Source organism: Micromonospora sp. NPDC047812 (assembly GCF_040704175.1).
GTDB lineage: Bacteria > Actinomycetota > Actinomycetes > Mycobacteriales > Micromonosporaceae > Micromonospora.
Genome location: NZ_JBEYRY010000002.1, coordinates 26,753 through 46,250 on the forward strand (window position 1 = coordinate 26,753; position 19,498 = coordinate 46,250).

At 70.5% G+C, this 19,498-nt stretch carries 18 protein-coding genes, 2 tRNA genes and 2 pseudogenes; 5 read left to right on the top strand and 17 right to left on the bottom strand.

Translation table 11 applies throughout. The annotated features are described in order from the left end of the window. Window positions 1-279: 279 nt before the first annotated feature. From AB0883_RS07770 to AB0883_RS07785, 4 genes and pseudogenes are all read right to left on the bottom strand, one after another. On the bottom strand, window positions 280-645 hold the full coding sequence (locus AB0883_RS07770; RefSeq protein ID WP_366640380.1) for a CYTH domain-containing protein: 366 nt from the start codon (window positions 643-645) through the stop codon (window positions 280-282). Between the two features lie 165 nt (window positions 646-810). Continuing rightward, complete coding sequence (locus tag AB0883_RS07775) at window positions 811-1,473, bottom strand: pentapeptide repeat-containing protein (RefSeq protein ID WP_366640382.1); 663 nt, start codon at window positions 1,471-1,473, stop codon at window positions 811-813. A gap of 69 nt (window positions 1,474-1,542) precedes the next feature. After that, window positions 1,543-1,728 carry a multiple cyclophane-containing RiPP AmcA gene (amcA, locus tag AB0883_RS07780; protein WP_366640384.1) on the bottom strand — a complete coding sequence of 62 codons (186 nt, stop codon included), beginning with the start codon at window positions 1,726-1,728 and terminating at the stop codon, window positions 1,543-1,545. Beyond that, window positions 1,725-1,862: pseudogene (locus AB0883_RS07785) on the bottom strand (radical SAM protein); the annotation flags it as partial. The gene amcA (AB0883_RS07780) and the pseudogene AB0883_RS07785, both read right to left, overlap by 4 nt. A gap of 75 nt (window positions 1,863-1,937) precedes the next feature. On the opposite strand from AB0883_RS07785, the gene AB0883_RS07790 reads away from it, so the two are divergent. Then, complete coding sequence (locus AB0883_RS07790) at window positions 1,938-2,435, top strand: NUDIX hydrolase (RefSeq protein ID WP_366640386.1); 498 nt, start codon at window positions 1,938-1,940, stop codon at window positions 2,433-2,435. A gap of 175 nt (window positions 2,436-2,610) precedes the next feature. Here AB0883_RS07790 and murA read toward each other — a convergent pair whose 3' ends face one another. The 5 genes from murA to amcA (AB0883_RS07815) all read right to left on the bottom strand — a co-directional run bounded on the left by murA (window position 2,611) and on the right by amcA (AB0883_RS07815) (window position 7,607). Beyond that, window positions 2,611-4,572 carry a UDP-N-acetylglucosamine 1-carboxyvinyltransferase gene (gene murA, locus AB0883_RS07795; RefSeq protein WP_366640388.1) on the bottom strand — a complete coding sequence of 654 codons (1,962 nt, stop codon included), beginning with the start codon at window positions 4,570-4,572 and terminating at the stop codon, window positions 2,611-2,613. Beyond that, the gene (locus AB0883_RS07800; RefSeq protein ID WP_366640390.1) at window positions 4,569-4,820 is read right to left on the bottom strand and encodes an acyl carrier protein; all 252 of its coding nucleotides are present in this window, start codon (window positions 4,818-4,820) and stop codon (window positions 4,569-4,571) included. Before AB0883_RS07800 ends, murA begins: the two co-directional genes overlap by 4 nt. Beyond that, window positions 4,817-6,988 carry an FAD-dependent oxidoreductase gene (locus AB0883_RS07805; RefSeq protein ID WP_366640392.1) on the bottom strand — a complete coding sequence of 724 codons (2,172 nt, stop codon included), beginning with the start codon at window positions 6,986-6,988 and terminating at the stop codon, window positions 4,817-4,819. The genes AB0883_RS07800 and AB0883_RS07805 overlap by 4 nt, the downstream gene beginning before the upstream one ends. A gap of 102 nt (window positions 6,989-7,090) precedes the next feature. Beyond that, the gene (locus tag AB0883_RS07810; protein ID WP_366640394.1) at window positions 7,091-7,441 is read right to left on the bottom strand and encodes a hypothetical protein; all 351 of its coding nucleotides are present in this window, start codon (window positions 7,439-7,441) and stop codon (window positions 7,091-7,093) included. Further along, window positions 7,431-7,607, bottom strand: a complete 177-nt coding sequence (amcA, locus tag AB0883_RS07815; RefSeq protein WP_366640396.1) for a multiple cyclophane-containing RiPP AmcA — start codon at window positions 7,605-7,607, stop codon at window positions 7,431-7,433. The genes AB0883_RS07810 and amcA (AB0883_RS07815) overlap by 11 nt, the downstream gene beginning before the upstream one ends. A gap of 371 nt (window positions 7,608-7,978) precedes the next feature. Here amcA (AB0883_RS07815) and AB0883_RS07820 point away from each other — a divergent pair, with 371 nt between their 5' ends. Then, on the top strand, window positions 7,979-9,205 hold the full coding sequence (locus AB0883_RS07820; RefSeq protein ID WP_366640397.1) for a helix-turn-helix transcriptional regulator: 1,227 nt from the start codon (window positions 7,979-7,981) through the stop codon (window positions 9,203-9,205). 6 nt (window positions 9,206-9,211) lie between these two features. Here the strand turns inward: AB0883_RS07820 and AB0883_RS07825 are convergent, their stop codons facing one another. From AB0883_RS07825 to AB0883_RS07835, 3 genes are all read right to left on the bottom strand, one after another. Then, on the bottom strand, window positions 9,212-9,886 hold the full coding sequence (locus tag AB0883_RS07825; protein ID WP_366641675.1) for a YdcF family protein: 675 nt from the start codon (window positions 9,884-9,886) through the stop codon (window positions 9,212-9,214). Between the two features lie 6 nt (window positions 9,887-9,892). Continuing rightward, the gene (locus AB0883_RS07830; RefSeq protein ID WP_366640399.1) at window positions 9,893-10,114 is read right to left on the bottom strand and encodes a hypothetical protein; all 222 of its coding nucleotides are present in this window, start codon (window positions 10,112-10,114) and stop codon (window positions 9,893-9,895) included. Window positions 10,115-10,380: 266 nt separating this feature from the next. Continuing rightward, window positions 10,381-10,456, bottom strand: a tRNA-Lys gene (locus AB0883_RS07835). Between the two features lie 187 nt (window positions 10,457-10,643). Here AB0883_RS07835 and AB0883_RS07840 point away from each other — a divergent pair. Both AB0883_RS07840 and AB0883_RS07845 read left to right on the top strand, forming a co-directional pair. Beyond that, complete coding sequence (locus tag AB0883_RS07840) at window positions 10,644-11,921, top strand: Ig-like domain-containing protein (RefSeq protein ID WP_366640401.1); 1,278 nt, start codon at window positions 10,644-10,646, stop codon at window positions 11,919-11,921. Window positions 11,922-12,214: 293 nt separating this feature from the next. Beyond that, complete coding sequence (locus AB0883_RS07845) at window positions 12,215-13,510, top strand: Ig-like domain-containing protein (protein WP_366640403.1); 1,296 nt, start codon at window positions 12,215-12,217, stop codon at window positions 13,508-13,510. A gap of 50 nt (window positions 13,511-13,560) precedes the next feature. Here the strand turns inward: AB0883_RS07845 and AB0883_RS07850 are convergent. Then, window positions 13,561-13,633, bottom strand: a tRNA-His gene (locus AB0883_RS07850). A 125-nt stretch (window positions 13,634-13,758) separates the two neighbouring features. Further along, window positions 13,759-14,349 (bottom strand): oligoribonuclease, encoded by a 591-nt coding sequence (gene orn, locus AB0883_RS07855; protein ID WP_366640405.1) that lies wholly within the window; start codon window positions 14,347-14,349, stop codon window positions 13,759-13,761. A 76-nt stretch (window positions 14,350-14,425) separates the two neighbouring features. Here orn and AB0883_RS07860 point away from each other — a divergent pair, with 76 nt between their 5' ends. Then, window positions 14,426-15,694, top strand: coding sequence for a glycosyltransferase family 87 protein (locus AB0883_RS07860; RefSeq protein WP_366640407.1), 1,269 nt, complete (start codon window positions 14,426-14,428; stop codon window positions 15,692-15,694). Window positions 15,695-15,844: 150 nt separating this feature from the next. Here the strand turns inward: AB0883_RS07860 and AB0883_RS07865 are convergent. The 3 genes and pseudogenes from AB0883_RS07865 to AB0883_RS07875 all read right to left on the bottom strand — a co-directional run. Then, window positions 15,845-16,351 (bottom strand): annotated as a pseudogene (locus AB0883_RS07865) (hypothetical protein); the annotation flags it as partial. A 685-nt stretch (window positions 16,352-17,036) separates the two neighbouring features. After that, on the bottom strand, window positions 17,037-17,768 hold the full coding sequence (locus tag AB0883_RS07870) for a YcnI family protein (RefSeq protein ID WP_366640409.1): 732 nt from the start codon (window positions 17,766-17,768) through the stop codon (window positions 17,037-17,039). Between the two features lie 16 nt (window positions 17,769-17,784). After that, on the bottom strand, window positions 17,785-19,449 hold the full coding sequence (locus AB0883_RS07875) for a copper resistance protein CopC (protein ID WP_366641677.1): 1,665 nt from the start codon (window positions 19,447-19,449) through the stop codon (window positions 17,785-17,787). Window positions 19,450-19,498 lie beyond the last annotated feature (49 nt).

The window sequence follows — 19,498 nt, forward strand, 5'->3', positions numbered from 1 at the left end:
TCCCGCAGAGCAAGAGAACGGCATGCTCAAGCACAGGACGACGGAAGCTGCCCCACGCGACAGCCGTGAATCGGCGTATCAGCGGGCTGCTCCTGTTCCGGACACGACCGCCCGCCGAAGCCACCGCCTGCGCAGGGGCACCTTCGTCACCGCACGTTCCGGCCGGCATGCTGCTCGAAGCCCCCCGCCGCAGGAGAGAGAGGCGTCAGATGCGGACCTGTCGGTACGCCTCATGGTTACGGGACAACAGAGCCCGCGAGTGCCCCGTTCCAGGGCACGTCATGATCGACGGAGATTCAGTGGTCGCAGCCGGGAAGGATGTGCGGATACCGCCTGGACATCGACGGCCTCGCCTTTGAACTCGAACTCGACGAAGTCACCAGCGTCCACCACGTGGTCGAAGACGATCTCGACGTCGACAGGGTGCCAACGCTTGAAGTTGATCGACGCTCCGTGGTGCTCGCAGCGAACGCGGAGCCCCTCCAAGATCGTGTCCGGAGCGAGGAAGTCACGGTGCGGTGCGTTGTAGTAGGCGTCGACCTGCCGGGTGGGCTCAGCGGGCTTCGCGCCGAGCTCGGCGAGCTTGGCCTTGAGGGCCTCGGCGTCCGGCAGGCTGTACTTCTTCTCGACCTCGATGTAGCACACGATGCTCCCATTAGGTAGGCAGTGAGTGTCTCGGCTGGCTGTGTGCGGCCAGACGGGGGCGGTCTTGTGTTCGGCGCACTGGTGTGGTGGCTGGTGAAATAGCCGGCCTTGCTGGGGTCGACGGGACCTCCGTTTAGCGGCGACCACATGCCGCTTGCCTGGAGCTCAGCTCTTCCGAATCGTGAGGTTGAGCTCGGTGACGGCCAAGCGGGTGAGGTCGGGTAGCTGATCCTCGCCGAGGGTGACCCCGTGCAGGTTGCCGAGACCGGTCTTCAGGTCGTGCAGCGAGTTACCCCGCAGGTCGGCTCCGTGAAGTTGGCAGGAGTCGAGCTCCAGGCGGGCCAGTTGGCAAGACCGCAGGACGGTGCTGGGCAGGCGGCAGGACGACCAGGCGGCGTCGGTGAGGACGCAGTCCACAAAGGCCACGGCTCCGGCTGCGGTGACACGGATGAGGGACGCGTAGTCAAAGCGGCATCCCTCGAACAGCACGTCCTTGAGCCGGATGTCGGTGAACCTGGTGCCGGTGAACCGGGAACCGGTGACGACACAACGCTCGATACTGACGCCGGACAGGGTGGCACCGGAGAAGTCGGTACGGGTGACCTCGCAACCGAAGAGGGACCCGACCTCCCAGCTGCTCTCGCTCACGTCGACACCGATGAGCCGGCTTCCACGGACAGTGACATCGTCCAGCGTGACGCCACGCCAGGAGGCGTTCTCGATGGTGGCGTCGCTGAGGTCGTCGGTCAGGTCGCCGATGCTGTCGAGATCGTCAGGGATGAGATCCGGGAGCAGGATCCGCAAGTCGCCAACGGTCGTGGTCCGCATATGGTCCTTTACCTGTTTCGAGGGGCGGCGCGGGACGCCCCCGCGCCGCCGAGCGTCCGGAGTTCGCTGTCAACCGTTCTTCTTGTTCCAGTTGTCCCAGCCCGGGCGGCCGTCGAAGCTGCCCCGGTTGTCCCAGGTGGGCCGGTTGTCGAACTTCGCGGCGTCGACCGACGCTAGCGTCCGGGACGGCTCGACACCGAGACGGTCGAGGCGTTGCGGCGCGGCGTTGATCAGTGCGGCGAGAGCGTTGGTCATGCTGTTCCTCTAGTCGGGGTGAGGTGGTCCGCGGTGGCGCGGACGAGGGCCTCTCGGGTGGTGCGGCAGTAGCGGGTCTCGCGCGGGGTGAAGGTGCGGTGCTCGAAGTAGCGGTTGCCGGCAGGGGCGGGCCGCCGACGGACCGGGCGCCGCCGGTCTTCCTTCGGTAACGGGCTATGCGCCAAGGGCGAGCCCGTAGGGTCGATCGCGTGGCCGAGACGCAGACCGAACCTGACATCTCCTACATCGCCAGCGTGACGCGGGTCCGCGCGGCGGCCGGCGTAATCCTCCGCGACCAGGCCGGCCGGGTGCTGGTGGTCCACCCGACCTACAAGGACGTGTGGGAAGTTCCCGGCGGAATGGTGGAGCCGGACGAATCTCCGGCGGACGCCTGCACACGCGAGATCCGGGAAGAGCTGGGCCTGACGGTGCCCGCAGGAGCGCTGCTGTGCGTCGACTGGGTGCCTGCGAACCCGCCCTGGGATGGCGGGCTCATGTTCGTGTTCGACGGCGGGGTGCTGACGGCGGACCAGATTGCGACGATGCGGCTGTGTCCGGACGAGCTCGACCGGTTCGAGTTCGTCGAGCCGGAGCGCTTGGGCGAGGTGTTGATCCCTCGGTTGGCTCGGCGGGTTGTCGCGGCGCTCGCCGCGATCGGGCGTGGTGGTGTCTACCTCGAGGATGGAGTCGCGACCTCAAATAGGTAGTCGGGCTGAGGGGCGTGGACGCGATGTGCGTACAGCTGAGGAGTGGCGGAGCTATCGGTTGCCGCCGAGGCCAGGACGGCCTCGCCGGCAGCGATGGTCGCGGCGGCCTACCGCACGACCTCTCGGCCGAGGACGGCAATGCGGAGGACTTCGTGCTCGCTCAGCAAGCCTGTCGTCAGAACTCCTCGCGGGTGATGTCGGCGCCGAGGGCGGTGAAACGGCTGGTCAGGTCCGCGTGGCCCCGGTCGACCATGGTGCCGTTGCTGATGACGGTTTCGCCAGCGGCGACAAGTCCGGCCAGTACGAGCCCGATGCCGGTCCGCAGGTCTCGGGCGATGACCTCAGCACCGCGCAGCGGCTTGCCACCGTGCACCACAGCCTTCTCGCCGTCGACGGTGAGGTCCGCGCCGAGCTTGGTCAGCTCTCCAGCGAGGGCGTAGCGGGCGTCGTGGATGCGCTCACGGAAGTAGCTTGTTCCGGGCGCTTGGGTGGCGAGGGCCATCAGCGGAGGCTGCAGGTCGGTGGCAAACCCGGGGTGGGTGTCGGTGATGACGTTGATCGGATGCAGTTGACGTGGTCTGGTGACGTTGGTGACCGCCCCGGCGGTGCCGAGTTCGATGCCCATCTGGTGGAGCTTGTGCGCGGCGACTCCGAAGTGATCCAGCACAGCGCCACCGACGAGGTTGACCGCGCCACCGGTGATGGCAGCCGCGATGGCCAGCACGCCGGCGTCCATGCGGTCCGGCATGATCGTGTATTCGACCGCGTTGAGTTCGTCGACCCCGTTGACGACGATGCGGCCGGTTCCCGCGCCGCTGATCTGGGCTCCCATGGCCGTGAGCATCGCGACTACGTCGAGGACTTCGGGTTCCAGCGCGGCGTTCTCGATGACAGTCCGGCCGGGCGTCAGGACCGCGGCCATGATGAGGTTCTCGGTGCCGGTGTGCGAGGGCGTGTCGAGGTAAAGGTCGGCGCCGCGCAGGTTGCCGGCCTTGATGCTGATCGTGGTGCCCTGTTCCTCGATGTGCCCACCGAGGCGGGCCAGGCCCCGGTAGTGGAAGTCAAGCCCTCGGGTGCCGAGGGCGCAGCCGCCGGCACCCTCGAAGATCACCTCGCCTCGGCGGTGCAGCACCGGGGCGAGGAACAACACGCTGCCCCGAAACAGGTGGGTGAGATCGGCTGGCAGCCGTGAGCTGGTGATCTCGGTGGCGTCGATGACGAGCAGTCGGTCGCTCGGGTGGTACTCGACGTGAGCGCCGAGCAGTCGGGCGAGGTCAACGGCGTGCTGGACATCGGTGATCGCGGGGACGTTGCGCAGCACCGTCTGACCGCGTCGGGCGAGCAGCGCGGCACCGATCATGGGCAGGGCCGCGTTCTTGGCGCCCTGAACGACGACGGTGCCGTTGAGCGGGCCGGCGGGGCGGACACGATAGCGAACTTCGGTCATGTGACGTTCCTTCAGCAGAGGTTGAGGTGGTTGCGCAAGCACGGGCGGGACAGTCGTCGGTGGTGTGCGGCGGTCACGTAGCCAGGGACAAGCCGTTCGGTCCTTGGCGGTAGTGCCGTCCGCAGGTGGGGCAGGTGAGGTTGTCGTCGAGGCGGTGGCCGCACATGCAGGCCAGCCGAGTTGCCGGGCTGGGTTGCCCATGACGAGTCCGTGGTCCGGCACGTCGTGCCCTACGACGGTGCCGATGCCGACCATGGCGTACTGGCCGATGGTGACGCCTGGGGCGATGACCGCGTTGGCTCCAACGGTGGCGCCGTAGCGAATAATCACCGGTTCCCGCCGCCAGTCGTTGCGGCCTTTCAGGTGGCCGGCGGGGTTGATGGCTCGGGGTGCCGGGTCCTCCAGCAGGTAGACGCCGGGGGCGAGCATCACACCGTCTTCGAGGGTGGCTCCGAACACCCCGCACCCGTCCTGGATCTTGACCCGGTTGCCGATGACCGCTGCCGCGGCCACGTGAACGCCTTTGCCGAGTACGCAGTCCTCGCCGATCTGGACGTCCGCATCGACCTGGGTGTGATGCCAGATCCGGGTCCGTGCGCCGACGTGGGCTGCGTCAGCGACCTCGGCCGACTCGGCGATGAAGGGCGCGTCCAACGTGCGCCCGGCTGTCGGTGTTGGCTTCTTGGTCATGCCGAACGCTCCGCAAGTCTCAGCAGCCGATCCAGGTCGTCCAGGGTCCGGACGCTGATCAGTTCGTCGTCAGGTATTGGACGACCGGTTCGTTCCTCCAGCAGCACCGCGAGGGTGAGCCGGCCGAGCGAGTCCAGACCGAGATCGGACAGCCGTGTGGAGGCGATGATGGTGTCGGCGGCCCGGCCGCTGATCTCGGCGAGGATCTGCCGGGCCACGGTCTGTCGGCCCCTGGCTTGGATGCTCATCGGACCCGGCCGGCGGCGTCGAGCAGCAGCGGTAGGCATTCGGCCATCGGCGCACGCTGCCAGAGCCGGCGCATGGCGACTGCCCTTGCTGAGCTGCCGGCAGCGATCTCGTGTAACGCCGCCTCCAGAAACCGCTCCAGCATCTCGTGCGTTCCGGGTGGGAGGCTGCCGCCCGGTTGGCAAAGCATGTCCACCAGACCGCGAGTCGCGCCGCCGATGAGGTCGTCGAGTGCCGGTAGGTGCATCGAACGACGGGGGCTGTAGGGATGGGTGGAGGTCGATCTGGGGGCGGTGATCCCGTCGGCGACGATGACGGCGGCATGCGGGGCCAGCAGTACCCCGCACCGGTAGGTGCCGGTCGCGAGGTGGACCATCGGGTGGCCGGTGCGGCCGAACAGCGGCAGGTGATCGAGGGTGACCGGCCGGTGCCCGACCCGGACCTCGATCAACCCGGCATCGCGCAGATGAGTGTTGAGCTCGGCGCTCGCATCGTGGATCAAGGTGGCGATCTCATCCAGCGCGGCGGGCTGGCCATAGTCGGGTTCGGTGGAGAGCCGGTTCGTCGCACCCAGATAGACGGTGCCGTCGCCGCGCGGGACCATGTGGCTGCCACAGGCGAAGCCCCGGTTCGGGGTTCGCACGGCAGCGGGCAACGAGAACGGGACGCGGGCCAGCAGCGACACGCCTCGCCCGGACCGCAGCGGAGGTGCGTCGACCTGCTCGGCGAGCGCTGGGGCGAGCAGACCCGTCGTTCCGGCCCCGGCAGCGAGCACCAGGTGGGCGGCCAGGACAGTACTGCCGTCAGCCGTGTCGACGGCCACGTGCTCGCCGCGCTCGTTGACGGTGGTCACGGTGGTGTTGAGCCACCGACAGCGAGGATCGGCGCTTAGCACCGTGGCCAGTGCCTCGACCAGGGCCCCCGGGTCGACGCTGGCCTCGTCCGGCAGCCATAGCGCCTCGTGCGTTCGCACTTGCGGTGCCAGCGCCGGTATGTCGGTCGGTGCGGCGAACTCGGCGCGGCACCCGTGGGTCTCGGCGGCCTTCGCGATGGCCCGGAGGTTCGCGGCGTCGTCCGGCCCGTATCCGTTGCTGATCACCCACACGCCCGGCACGAGTCGTAGCGCCTGCTTGCTGGCCATGCCGACGCGGTCCAGCCAGGCCTCGTATCCGTTCCGGGCGGCCAACCGTTCGCCGACTTCGAGACTGGCCCGCTGGGGATCGTGGCTCGCCTCGACCTCGCTGAACACGGTGAGCATCGCGCCGGCAGCCCGCGATGCCTGCCCCGCGTGGTCGCCGGTGCGAGGGCCGACCACGGTGACGTCCAGGTCCCGGCTGAGCAACTCGAACGCGGTGGCGAGCCCGAGCAGGCCGGAGCCGGCCACCACGACGTCGGTTACGAACTGGTTCATGTCACTCACCTGATCCGTCCAGGAATCGATGCGGGTGGCGGCGAGGGTGTGCACCTCGAACCGGATGCCACGGAACGCTGCCCGTTCGGCAGTCCGGAGCGGGTACAGCCGCGACAGCAGCACGTCGCGGTGCGTCGCGTAGCGGCGCAGGGGGATGTCCAGCTCGCAGACCTGCACGGTGCGGCACTCGTATCCGTTGCGTTGCAGCGTCTGGCGGGTGCAAGGGATGTCGGTCAGGGATGAGTGCGTCAGCAGCAGCGTCCCGCCCGGGGCGAGCAGCTCGTCGAGGCGGGCGAGCAGGACGTCGTACAACGCCCGCCCGTCACTGCCGCCGACCAGGGCCGTCTCGATGCCATCGTCAGCGGCGTACACAGGATCGTGCGGGAAGTGCGGAGGGTTGCAGACAACCAGGTCCCACGGTTCGGGGACTGCCAACTCGGCGAGGTCCCCGACGATCGTGGCCACCTGAGCCGGCTGGATGCCGTTGCGGGCCGCGTTGTCGCGGGTCACCTCCGCGCACGCCGGGTTGACGTCCAGTGCGGTCACGTGTGCCGCACCCGCCAAGGCCAGCGCCACCGTGTAAAGGCCGGAGCCGCACCCGATGTCCAGGGCGCGGGCGCCCGCCACGGGCAGGTCAGGGTCGGCGTTCAGCGCGCTCAACAGTGTGAGCCCCACGTCGGTCGGAAAGAGGACCGGCCCGTCGTCCGGCGTCTCGATCCTGACCCGCCGACCTCGCACCTCAGCCTCGGCCGAGATCACGCCGCTGCGGACCGGCCTCACATGGCACAGTGCGTTTGCCGCGCCTGCCGGGATTCTGACCCGGACCGTCTGCGGCGGCGCATTTGATGACGTCAGTGCTGCTCATGAAGATTCCTCCTCATCAAAAGAAGTCCTGGTGGTGACCCGGTAGGAGCGGGTGTGCCGGGCGGGCCAGCCGAGGAAGCGGTCGAAGACATCGGCTGTGCTGCCGGTGTCGCTGGGGTGGAGCTGGTGCAGATCGTCGATCGCGTCGTGCAGGCAGCTGGCCAGGTAGAGAAACAGGCTCAACGGGCTGTCCTTGTACTCCGCCAGAAGAGCGAGCTTCGCCGCGCCGCACGGCCACGGCTGGCCGCACCGGCGGCACAGCCACAGCGGACGTAACGTCAGATGTTCCTGCTCGGACGGCGCCGCGCGATCCGTTCGGACGCGGCGCTGATCCCGATCACCGGTCATCGCCGACCACCGTCCGGACTTGCCGCTCGAACAGCTGACGCCAGGCATGCGTAAGCAATGGCGGATCAGCCGGCCGCAGTATCGTCCGCTGCGCGGAAACCTCCGCGACCAGCTTCTGCCGCCAAGACAAGTCAGCCCTCGCGTAACGCGAGACGTAAATCGTCATGCCGACCTCCCCCAGCAGGCAGATGAACGGTGGGCTCGCCGAAACAAGGACGAGCCCACCGCCGCACCTCGACGGCTGGAAGGAGGCCGCCGGTCACCCGCCCGCGCAGCCCCGATGGCGGTACGCAGGCGGGGAAGACGCCGAGACGGATGGGTCCAGGGCGGTCCGACTCGACCGCCCAGGCCGCGCTTCGGTGCGCCGGTCATCGATCCCTCCATCCACAGCTCCCGGTCAGAAACCCCTGACACCAGCATCGACACACGCAGGTGACCTGGGGTGAACTCAACGTAGGGGCGACCTGGATGAGGAACCGGGAAAATCCGTACCGGGTCCGGCGGTCATCGAAGGGCAAGGTGGACGGTGTGCGAGGGATGACAGACGACATGACGATCGGACAGCGCGTCGCCTTCTACCGGCGCCGGCGCGGGCTCTCCCAAGAGGTGCTGGCCGGCCTGGTCGGAAAGACACAGGAGTGGCTACGCAAGGTCGAGACGAACCGCGCCGACCTGGATCGCCTCTCCGTCATCCGCGCGATCGCCAAAGCCCTCGACGTGTCCCTCGGGGACCTGATCGGCGTACCGAGCCTGTTCGAGTGGTCCGACGACTCAGGTCGCGAAACCATTCCCGCATTGCGCGCCGCGCTCCACGACTACCGGCATCTCGCGCCCACGCTGGCCAGCCCGGCCGCCGTCGAGGCCCCCGCCCTACGTGAAATCGAGAGCGACGTCGCCGAGATCTGGACCGCCTACCAGCACTCGCGGTACGGCACCCTCGCCCGCCGGCTCCCCTACCTCATCCACGACTGCCTCACCGCCACCGAGGCGTACGACGGCGACGACGGCCAGCGAGCACACGCGATGACCGCCTTCGCCCACCAACTCGCCGCGCTGTTCCTCACCAAGCTCGGCGAAGGTGACCTCGCCTGGACCGCAGCCAGCCGAGGACTGGCCGCCGCCAACGCCAGCCAGGACCACGTCGTCATCGGCTCACTCAGCCGCTCCGCCGCGCACTCCCTGGTCTCAATCGGCGAATACGCGCAGGCCCGTGGCCTCGCCGCCACCGCGGCGCAGTTCCTCGAACCTCGGCTGACCAGGCCCACGCCGCAGCTACTGTCGGTCTACGGCAGCCTGCACCTGGTCTGTGCGCTCGCCGCAGCCCGGGACGACGACCGCGCCTCCGCAGGCACACACATTGCCGAAGCCGACGCCGCAGCGACCCGGCTCGGTGCCGACGGTAATCACGTATGGACCGCCTTCGGACCCACCAACGTGTCGATCCACAAGACGACCGTGGCGATGGAACTCGGCGACGTGCAGCGCGCCATCGCCATTGGTGCACCCCTTCATACCGGTGCCATGCCCATCGAACGGCAGGTCCGCCACGCCATCGAGACCGCACGAGCGCTGGCCCGCTGGAACCGCATCGACGACGCTCTCGGCGCGCTCTTGGACGCGGAAGTGATCGGCCCGGACCAGGTGCGCTACCACCGGCTCTCCCGCGATCTCGTCCGGGACATTCTCACCCGCCCCCGGCCGCCCCGGGTGGCCGTCGAACTCAGCGAACGGATGGGCGTCCGGTCGGGAGGACCCCGCTGGTAGCCATGGTCAGATCAGCCGGCTCGTGTAGCCGGCTACAACCAGGCGCTCGAAGGCAACCCGTACCTCGTCCGGCATCTCCTGCGGGATCGCGAACCCGCGCTCCGCGTATACCTCGATCCGCTGCGTGTCCCCGACCAGCATGTCCACCACCCGCCGCGGGTCACCGATGCTGCGCACGTAGTCGTCCAGTTCCAAAGGATTCGACGCGCACACCACGTCGACCTCCGGCCACATCAGCTTGCATGTGGCGTACGCCCGGCGCTGCTGGTACGGCCGCGACATGATCAGCACCGACCGGACCGTGATCTGCCGCTCGGCGAGGAGTGCGCGCGAGTACTCCAGGTTCTCGGCGGTGTTCGTCGCGCTCGGCTCCACGAGGATCGACTCCGCCGGCACTCCCTGCTCAACCGCGTACTCGCGGTAGTGCACCGCTTCGCCGCGAGGGAACCGCTCCACCGTCGTCGGCGCGTTCGCGCCGGTGAACACGATCCACGGGAACAGGCCCTCGTGGAACAGACGCGTGGCGATCACCGCGACGCCGAGGTCATGGCTGCCCAGCCCGATTCCCACGTCGCACGGGCGCAACTCGTGGTGCATGTCGTGGTAGCGCCATAGCGTCTCCACGTCGGCCCGAATGTCGTCAGGGATCGACTCGATCGACGCCGCTGCATGCAGGTTCATCAACCCCTACCAGGCCGGGTGGTCACTGGGTTCCCTCGTCGGACCTTCCAGGGCCGCCAGGCCCGCCCTCGCCACCTCTAGCGGGACGACGGCGGCCACCGGCTCGTCCCGCTCACTGAGGTAGACGACCTGCCCCTCCCGCACACTCCGCAGCAATTCCGGCAGCACCGCCGACGCCGAAAGGTCGTCAGGTGTGGCGTAGGCCCGGTCCGCGCTGGGTTCCCTCATGTCGCCAGGGTAGGGGTAGCGAGGCAGTAGGGCGAAGCCGACTCCACACAGACGCTGGTCGTGCACCTTCCCACCGGACATATTTGAACGATGATCAGCGCCGATCCAATCGGGACCATGTTCGGGTAGGCCGTCATTGCACCAGGTCTACCGGCAGCCCAAACGGTCCAACGGCTCCCGAGCACCCACCGAGCGACCGCCCGCCAACCACGTACACGAAAAAGGCTCCGGCCGGGTGGAAACCACCAGGCCAGAGCCTTTATTGCTGGTGCGCCGCCAGGGACTCGAACCCCGAACCCGCGGATTAAGAGTCCGCTGCTCTGCCAGTTGAGCTAGCGGCGCTCGCTGGCAACGGGGAGAACATTAGCACGCCCCCCGAGGGGGGTTCCAATCCGATCCCCGGCTCCCCCCTTCGGCCGAGCTTACCGGGCATTCAGGGGCAAAATCACCAGGCGGACGACGACAGGGGGCGGACATCGGGCGACCATGCGGCACGATGTGCGCCAGGTACGCGAGAACAGAGGTGGGGATGGGCATGTTCGCGCGGGCCGGGGCGATGGTGGGCGCCCTCGGCCTGATGGCGTCGCTGGCTCTGACGGGCTGCGACGCGGAGCAGAAGAAGCAGGCGGAGTTCGTCGGCGGCACCGCGCCGGCCGCGTCCGCCACACCGGGAGCGGCGGGCACGACGGCCGACCCCGGCACCCCGGCCGCGCCGAGCGGTCCGCCGCTGACGGTGAGCCCGGCCGACGGGGGAAAGAACCGGCCGGTCAGCTCCGAGATCAGCGCCGAGGTGCCCGGCGGCGGGAAGGTGTCCAGCGTCACGCTGACCACCGCCAACGGCGGTCAGGTCGAGGGGCGCCTGCGCGCCGACGGCTCGTCCTGGGTGCCGTCGAAGCCGCTCAAGTACGGCACCCGTTACACGGCCACGGTCACCGCCACCGGCCCCGACGGGGTGACCAGCCAGGGCACGAGCACCTTCACGACGATGGCGAAGCCCAAGTCGATGATCAGCTCCGGCCTCTACCTCTTCGACGACAAGACCTACGGCGTGGCGATGCCGGTGGTCACCGAGTTCCACCCGGGGATCCCGAAGAAGGACCGGGCGGCGGTGCAGAAGCGCATGTTCGTGCAGACCGACCCGCCGCAGCCGGGCGCCTGGCACTGGGTGGAGAACGGCACCCAGGCCTACTACCGCGCGCCGGAGTACTGGAAGCCCGGCACCACGCTCACCGTCCGGATCGCACTGGCCGGTATCCCGCTGAGCAACGGCCGCTACGGCAACGTCGACCGTACGGCGACCGCCAAGATCGGCCGGGCGTTCGAGATGAAGGTGGACAACGCCACCAAGAAGATGACGGTGTACGAGGACGGCCAGGTGGTCCGCACCCTGCCGGTGAGCCTGGGCAAGAAGAAGACCCCCTCCTCCAGCGGCACGATGGTCGTGATGGAGAAGAAGGAGTCCACGGTCTTCGACACCCGCGACGATCCGGACCCGGCGAACCGCTACGTCACGGAGATCGACTTCGCCCAGCGGCTCACCTGGGGCGGCGAGTACATCCACGCGGCGCCCTGGTCGGAGCACGTGCAGGGCCGGCAGAACGTCTCGCACGGCTGCGTCAACGTCTCGATGGCGAACGCCCGGTGGCTGTTCGGGAAGACCAAGGTGGGCGACCCGATCACCATCAAGGGCACCGAGCGCAGGCTGGCGCCGGGCAACGGCTGGACGGCGTGGAGCCTGAGCTGGTCCGAGTTCGTCAAGGGCAGCGCCGTGCCGGTGCCCGAGGCAGGCGAGGGTTCGGCATTCTGAGGCACCCGTAGCGACGATCCCGGCGACCGGCCCGCGCCCGCGGGCCGGTCGCCGTCTTCGTGGCCCGGCCGCGACGCCGTCCGGGACCACGATGCCGTGGGAGCCCGAGCCCCGCGCCGCCGGGCACGTACGGCGGGTCGGGAAAGGCGAGCGGACCTCGGCAAAGTCTCGGATCTTATCAACATTCGGACATCTCGTGCCGCGTGTTTCGGTTCACCTTGCGGAACGGGTACCTGTCCCGGTGCGTCAGTGAGGGACGATGGGCAACCGGGGACCACGACTGTGAGGGAATCATGCGAGCTGTCCAGGACCAGCTGATCCGGCGCGGGGACGACCGGCGGGGTGGCCGACGCCGCGGGTTCGCGGTGGCGGTGCTCGCCGTGACGCTCGCGCTGGCCTCCGCCTGCACCGACGGTGGCGGGGGCAAGCCCTCGGGCTGGCAGAAGGGCGACGACCAGCCCGCCGCGCCGAAGGCGGCGGCCACCATCGTCGAGCCCAAGGCCGACGCGAAGGACGTGCCCGCGTCCACCGGCATCACCTTCACCGCGACGGAGGCCGAGGAGACCAGCGTCGAGCTGAAGGACTCCTCCGGTGCGGCCGTCGAGGGCGAGCTGGCGGCCGACGGGAAGAGCTGGCTGCCCGCCGGCGCGCTGAAGTACGGCGAGACGTACACGGCGACGGTGACCGCGACCGGCGACGACGGCCGGCCGGCCACGGCGACCAGCACCTTCACCACCATGGCGAAGCCCGGCAAGCAGGTCCGGATCAGCAGCTTCCTGGGTGACGACCAGGTCGTCGGCGTCGGCATGCCGCTGATCGTGAAGTTCAGCCGGGCCGTCCCGGAGGACTACCGCGACGACGTGCAGAGCCGGATGAAGGTCACCTCCGTACCTGCCCAGGAAGGCATCTGGCACTGGGTCAGCCCGACCGAGATCCGCTACCGCCCGAAGGAGTTCTGGCAGGCGAACAGCACGGTCTCCTACCGGGTCCAGGCTGGCGGCCTGCCGCTGGGCGACGGCTGGTACGGCCGGGCGGACCTCAGCGTCGGCATCAAGGTCGGCCCGGCGGTGGTCATGACGGTGGACAACAAGACCAAGCGGATGACCGTCACGAAGGACGGCTCTGTGATCAAGACCATCCCGGTCAGCCTCGGCAAGAAGAGCACCCCGTCCTCCAGCGGCACGATGGTGGTCATCGAGAAGCTGCGCAAGACGGTCTTCGACACCTTCGAGGAGCTGGGCCCCGAGGAGGGCTACCGCACCAAGATCGACTATGCCCAGCGGCTGACCTGGGGCGGCGAGTTCATCCACGCCGCGCCCTGGTCGGAGGGGCAGCAGGGCCGGGTGAACGTCTCGCACGGCTGCGTGAACGTCTCGATGGCCAACGGCGCCTGGCTGTTCGCCAACACCCGCGTCGGCGACCCGATCACCGTCAAGGGCACGGAGCGGAAGCTCCAGAACGGCAACGGCTGGACCGACTGGAACATGAGCTGGGAGCAGTACGTCAAGGGCAGCGCCCTGCCGTACGAGCCGCCGACCGAGGCCGCCCCGGAGGAGAGCGGCGAGCCCACGGCCACCCCGACCGCCTGAGCCCGGAACGCCGAAGGCCCCCTCCGCGAGGAGGGGGCCTTCGGTCAACGGGTGACTGATGGGAATTGAACCCACGACAACCGGGACCACAACCCGGTGCTCTGCCAACTGAGCTACAGCCACCATGCCGTTCACACCCGATGGATCCGCGCCCGGTCGATCGCCCCGGGCGGGGTGCGGACCAATAATAGCCCCACCCCCGCCCGCCGCGTCCAGCGGGTTCCGCCGAGCGGGTTGTGCCCGGCGGCTCAGAGTCCGGCTGCGATTGCCTTGGCGGTCTCCACGTCCGGCCCGGGCAGGGGCACGAAGACGGTCCGCCGGTAGTACTCCAGCTCCCGGATGCTCTCCCGGATGTCGGCCAGGGCCCGGTGCGCGAGCCCCTTCTGGGGCTGGCCGAAGTACACCCGGGGGTACCAGCGGCGGCACAACTCCTTGATCGACGAGACGTCGATCATCCGGTAGTGCAGGTGCGCGTCGAGGCGGGGCATGTCCCGGGTGATGAAGCCCCGGTCGGTGGCGATCGAGTTGCCGCACAGCGGGGCGGTGCGCGGGTCCTTCACGTGGGCGGCCACGTAGTCCAGGACCATCTCCTCGGCCTCGGCGAGGGTCACCGTCGAGCGCCGGACCTCGTCGGTCAGCCCCGACTTGGCGTGCATCGTCGCCACGATCTCAGGCATCGCCTCCAGCGCCGCCTCGTCGGCGTGGATCACCACGTCGACGCCGTCCCCGAGCACGTTGAGGTCGGGATCCGTGACGAGCGCGGCGACCTCGATCAGCTTGTCCCTGCCGAGGTCCAACCCGGTCATCTCACAGTCGATCCAGACGAGAAGATCAGCCACCGGGACAGCCTACGCGCAGCCCACCCGGCCGCGCGCCCGCGCACCGGGGCGCGCGGTGACCGCTAGGGTTTCCTCCGTGCCAGCCGAACCCGCCGCACCGCCCGCCGTCACCGACGACGATCCCGGCGGCCGTACGGTCCGTCGGCTCGTCACCCTGCTGGCGCTGGTCGCCGTGCTGCCGGCGCTCTATCTGCCCGGCCTGGTGCACGACTTCTTCGACCTGAAGATCTACATGCGGGCGATGGACTGGTGGGCGGCCGGGAACCCGCTCTACGACTACGTGCAGCCCGACCGGGTGCAGGGCGAGCTCTACTTCACCTACCCGCCGTTCAGCGCGCTGCTGCTGCGCCCGTTCGCGCTGCTGCCGCTGGGCGCCACCGTGGCGATCTTCACGGTCCTGACGGGACTTGCGGTGGTGGTCACCACCCGGTGGCTGCTCGCGCCGGTGATCGCCCGGCACGGGCTGCCGCGTGTGTTCAGCCTCACCGTGGCGGTCCTGCTGGTGCTGGCCGTCGAGAGCACCCGCGAGACGATCACCTTCGGTCAGATCAACATGCTGCTGGTCGTGCTGATCCTGGCGGACCTGCTCTTCGCCGTACCCCGGGCGAGCCGGTGGGCCGGCGTGGGCGTCGGGCTGGCGACGGCGCTCAAGCTCTTCCCGGGCATCTTCATCGTCTACCTGCTGGTCACCCGCCGGTGGCGGGCGGCGGCGGTGGCGAGCGTGACGGCCGCCGCCGCGACCCTGTTGGCCGCGGCGGTCGCGCCCCGCGACTCGTGGCGGTTCTGGACCCACGAGCTGTGGGCGACCGACCGGGTCGGCCGCACCGACTACACCGGCAACCAGTCGCTGTTCGGCCTGCTCAGCCGCATCACCGCGCCGGAGAAGCCCCACCAGCTGCTCTGGCTGCTGCTGGTGGCGGCCGTCGCCGGGTACGGGCTGTGGCGCGCCGCGCGGGCCGCCCGCGCGGGGGACACGCTGACCGGCCTCGCCCTGACCGGCCTGGTCGGCTCGCTGGTCAGCCCCATCACCTGGACCCACCACATCTACTGGTTCATCCCGGCGGTGGTGGTGCTGACGGACACGGCGCTGAGCGCCGACCCCACGACAGGCGAGGGTGCCCGTCGGCGACGTCGGCTGGCGGCGCTCGCCGTCGGCACCTCCGCCCTCATCGTGTACGGGGTGGTGACCTTCCACGACTGGGGCATCGCCCCGGTGCGTACGGATTCGCCGGGCGAGTTCCTGGTGCGCAACACGTACGTGCTGCTGAGCCTGCTGCTGCTGGTGACCCTGCCGGTGCGGCGGGAGGGCCGCAAGTCGCGCCAAATGGACAGTCTTCCCAAGTAGCGCCCTTCATCGCTAATCTGGTCGCAACTACTCAGGCGTCTCTCGGGTAGCACCGATCCCCCGGTGAGGGCGGCCCTCCGCGTCGGCAGCGCGGAGGGCCGTTCGCCGTCCCGGCCCGCCAGCTGGCGCGGGGCAGGGAGGGGACGCGGGTCAGCGCGAGTCGTCGGGCGGCTGCCGGCCGGCGTCGGGAGCGGCGGGGCGGAGGCGGTCCGCCGCGGCGACCGGGTCGGCCGTCTCCTCGGGAGCGACGGGCGGCCAGGCCAGCGTGAGGTTCACCTCGGGCGGCCGGAGCGCCGGGTCGCCTCCGGCCAGGTCGGCGAGCGTCGCGGGGCGGCGGGCGGGCACCGGCCCGATCGCCGGCCGGGCACCGGTGGCAGCGGCGCCGACCGAGGCGAGCTGACGCCCGGCGAGGCGGAACCGGTCGCTGTCCCGCGTCGGCTGCGCGCCGAGGCCGCTGAGCGAGGTCACCCCGAGGCGGCCGGCGAGCACCGGCACCTGGTCCGGCTCGACCACGAAGACCACCTCGCGGGGGCGGACCGGGCGCAGCAGGAGCAGGGCCAGCACCACCGCCAGCACCCCGCCGGCCAGCAGCCCTGCGGTCGCCGGGGCGGTCCAGCCGGCGCGCAGCCCCGCGCGCAGTTCCAGGCTCAGGTCGGCCCGCCCGTCGGGACGCATCACCACCAGGCTCAGCCGCCGGTCGGCCAGCTCCGCCGGGGTCCACTCCAGCGCGCCGATCCCCTCGCGTACCCAGAAGGGCTGGCCGATCGGCGCGACGGACGGCGCGGCACCGGCGGACGACGCGGCACCGGCGGACGGCGCGGCACCGGCGGGCTGCAACCGGACCGGCAGCGGCCCCCGGGCCAGCGCCACCCGGCGCACCTCGGCGTGCGGGACCGGGTCGAGCCAGCGCCGCACCTCGTCGGCGGGGGCCAGCCCGACGAAGGCCGGGCCGTCGGGCGTCCGCGCGTCCAGCCGGAGCCGGGCCTGCCCGGCGCGGGCGAACGGCGCCTCGGCCCGCAGCAGCTCGTCGACGTCCCGGACGACCATCGCGTGACCCGGGGTCTGCACGGTCTCGAACCGGGCGCTGAAGGCGCCACCCGGGTCGGCCTGCCGGGCGAGCAGGGCAAGCGCCCCGCCGCCGAGCAGCGCCGTGATCCCGACCGTCAGCAGCAGCATGGCGGCGAGCACCCGCACGAACCGCATTCGTCTCGTCCCCCTCCGTAGCCGGATACCCGGCCGACCTTACCGACGCGGGGCGACTCATCAGCGGATATCCACGGCACGGGCCCGGAAAGCAGCCGGCCCGCCGGATGGTCCGACGGGCCGGCGAGGGTACGACGGGTCACTCCCGCGACGTCGGCGCCCGCCGCGTGCGCGCGAACGCGAGCCCGCCGAGCACCAGGCCGCCCACGCCGGCGACCAGGCCGGCGACCGCGAGCCCGGTGGCCACGCCGTCGCTCTCGGCGTCGTCATCGTCGTCGTCGGCCTGCGGCGCGGCGGCGCCGGTGGGGGCGCTCGACGGCGAGGCCGCCGTGAGGGCGAGCACCGGGGCGGGGCTCTCCGGCTCCTCGCCGCCGGGGAGCGGTTCCTCGATCCACCGCTGCACATTGCCGTCGGAGTAGGTCTGCAGGGCCTTGAAGACCATCGTCTCGACCTGCGGCAGCGGCCCCATCGAGACCGGAAACTCCTGGAACTCGCCCGGCTTGACCCCCGCGTTGCCGTTGGCCGTCCAGGTGAGCTTGGAGACGACCTCGCTGAGCTGGCTGCCGTGCACCTCGACCGGCGGGTCCACCTTGCGCTTCTCCACCGCCACCGTCCAGCCGGGCACCGGCATGGTCGACACGGAGCCGACGGGCGCGTTCTCCGGCAGCACCACCTCCAGCTTGGTGGTGGAGGCCGTGTCGCTCTCGTTCGGCACCCGGAAGGCGAACCGGCCGTAGCCGCCCTGGGTCGCCTCCTGCGGGTTGACCGTGACGTGGGCCGAGGCGGGCGCCGCGAAGCCGAGGACGGCGGTGGCGACGGCGCCGAGCGCCAGGGCTGCGGCGGCGCTTGCGGTACGCCGGTGACGGATCATGGTGCGAGCCTTCCTGTTACCTGATCGGCACGGTGGCGGTCACCGTGGCCTGGTCGATGTCCGACGTGCGGGCCGTGATGCGCAACTGCCACTCCCCCGACGCCGGGAAGTTGATCTCGCCGGTGGCGTGGTTGTCGGTCAACGGCAGCAGCGGAACCTGGATCGGCTCGATCCCCGCCGCCGGCAGGGCGACCGTGGCCCGCCACTCCACCACCGGCTGGGGCCGGTTGTCCTTCGTGTACGCGTAGAAGTGCACGGTGTTGTTGCCCCGCTCGGCCGGGTCCAGCTCGACCTGGACCGAGAAGTTCGGGCTGGACAGCGTCGTGGAGAAGAAGCCGCCCCTCGCGCCCGCCACGTCGGCGCCGGCGGTGCGGGCCGGGGTGGTCTGCACCAGGACGGCGGACAGGCCGAGGACCACCGCCGTGATCGCCAGCTCCGCCCAGACCGCCCGCCGCATCGACGTCGGCCGACCGGCCGCGGTGCGCCGGCGCACCAGGTGCCGGGAGTACGCGGCCACCGCGATCACCAGCACGAAGAGCCCGATCTTGCCCAGCACCAGCCGTCCGTAGAAGGTGTCGACGAGCGCGCGGGGGGTGGCCACCTCGATCAGCGCCTGCACGGTGCCGGCGAGCAGCAGCGCCGAGACGGCCAGCGCCGCCCAGCGCGACCAGATCGGCAGGATCGCGCCCAGCTCCCGCTCGTCGGCCCGGGGCAGCAGGAAGGCGGCGAGCATCACCAGCCCGCCCATCCAGACCGCCATGCCGCCCAGGTGGACGGCGTCGACGACCACGGAGACCGCCGGGGCGGGCGAGGCGGCCGGGTGCCCGGCCAGCGGCCAGGTCACCAGCGCCGCCGCCCCGATCACGCCCAGGATGACCAGGTCGCTCCGCTCGACCGGCCCCGCCATCAGGGGCCGGAGCAGGAACGCCGCCGCGGCCAACAGCCCCAGCCGGACCAGGTGCGCGGCGCCGAAGGAGCTGCCCAGCACGTCGCTCAGCCCCTCGCCGGTGACGTCGAACACGCCGCCGCCGGCGGTGTAGGGCACCTGGAGCAGGAGGTTCGCCACCGTGGAGACCGCCAGCAGGCCGAGTCCCGTCCAGGCCAGGCGGGCCGGACCGCGCCGGGGCAGCCGCCGGGGCCAGAGGGCGGCGAGCACCAGCGCCGGGCCGACGAGCAGCAGCAGGCCGGCGTAGCCGGCGTACTTGGCGACCTTGACCGCGTTGCCGACGAACGGGTCGGCCCGGCTGTCGTCCCCGCTGTCGACCGGGGGCGTCGAGGGCGCGCCGACGGAGTAGGTGAACGCGCCCGAGACGGGGTGGCTGTCGGCGGAGATCACCCGGTAGCTGACCAGGTAGGTGCCGCGCGCCCCGGCCGGGTCGACCGGGACGGTGACCACGGTGCCCTCGAAGGTCGGTTCGCCGCGGTCGGCGCGGGAGCCGTCCGGCGCGATCACCCGGATCTTGCCGGGCACCTTGCGCACGGACTCGCTGAACGTGAGCACGACCTCCGCCGGCCCGTTCGACACCACGGCCGAAGCGATCGGGCTGCTGCTCACCAGCACCGCGTGCGCGCTGGCGGGGCTGGCGGGGGCGATCAGCAGGGCGACGACGGTGACCAGCAGGCCGACGGTGGCGATCAGCCGGGCGATCCGGCGGCGGTTGGCGACACTCATGCCGGCAATGCTCTCGAATCCGGCCCGCCCGGCGCGACTCCGACCATGCCCGGCGCAA

What these genes read in the sequence shown, in the direction of transcription:
- AB0883_RS07775 (WP_366640382.1), bottom strand. Translation starts at nt 1,473, where the DNA reads ATGCGGACCACGACCGTTGGCGACTTGCGGATCCTGCTCCCGGATCTC.
- amcA (WP_366640384.1), bottom strand. Translation starts at nt 1,728, where the DNA reads ATGACCAACGCTCTCGCCGCACTGATCAACGCCGCGCCGCAACGCCTC.
- murA (WP_366640388.1), bottom strand. Translation starts at nt 4,572, where the DNA reads ATGACCAAGAAGCCAACACCGACAGCCGGGCGCACGTTGGACGCGCCC.
- AB0883_RS07800 (WP_366640390.1), bottom strand. Translation starts at nt 4,820, where the DNA reads ATGAGCATCCAAGCCAGGGGCCGACAGACCGTGGCCCGGCAGATCCTC.
- AB0883_RS07810 (WP_366640394.1), bottom strand. Translation starts at nt 7,441, where the DNA reads ATGACCGGTGATCGGGATCAGCGCCGCGTCCGAACGGATCGCGCGGCG.
- amcA (WP_366640396.1), bottom strand. Translation starts at nt 7,607, where the DNA reads ATGACGATTTACGTCTCGCGTTACGCGAGGGCTGACTTGTCTTGGCGG.
- AB0883_RS07820 (WP_366640397.1), top strand. Translation starts at nt 7,979, where the DNA reads ATGACAGACGACATGACGATCGGACAGCGCGTCGCCTTCTACCGGCGC.
- AB0883_RS07825 (WP_366641675.1), bottom strand. Translation starts at nt 9,886, where the DNA reads ATGAACCTGCATGCAGCGGCGTCGATCGAGTCGATCCCTGACGACATT.
- AB0883_RS07830 (WP_366640399.1), bottom strand. Translation starts at nt 10,114, where the DNA reads ATGAGGGAACCCAGCGCGGACCGGGCCTACGCCACACCTGACGACCTT.
- AB0883_RS07840 (WP_366640401.1), top strand. Translation starts at nt 10,644, where the DNA reads ATGGGCATGTTCGCGCGGGCCGGGGCGATGGTGGGCGCCCTCGGCCTG.
- AB0883_RS07845 (WP_366640403.1), top strand. Translation starts at nt 12,215, where the DNA reads ATGCGAGCTGTCCAGGACCAGCTGATCCGGCGCGGGGACGACCGGCGG.
- AB0883_RS07870 (WP_366640409.1), bottom strand. Translation starts at nt 17,768, where the DNA reads ATGATCCGTCACCGGCGTACCGCAAGCGCCGCCGCAGCCCTGGCGCTC.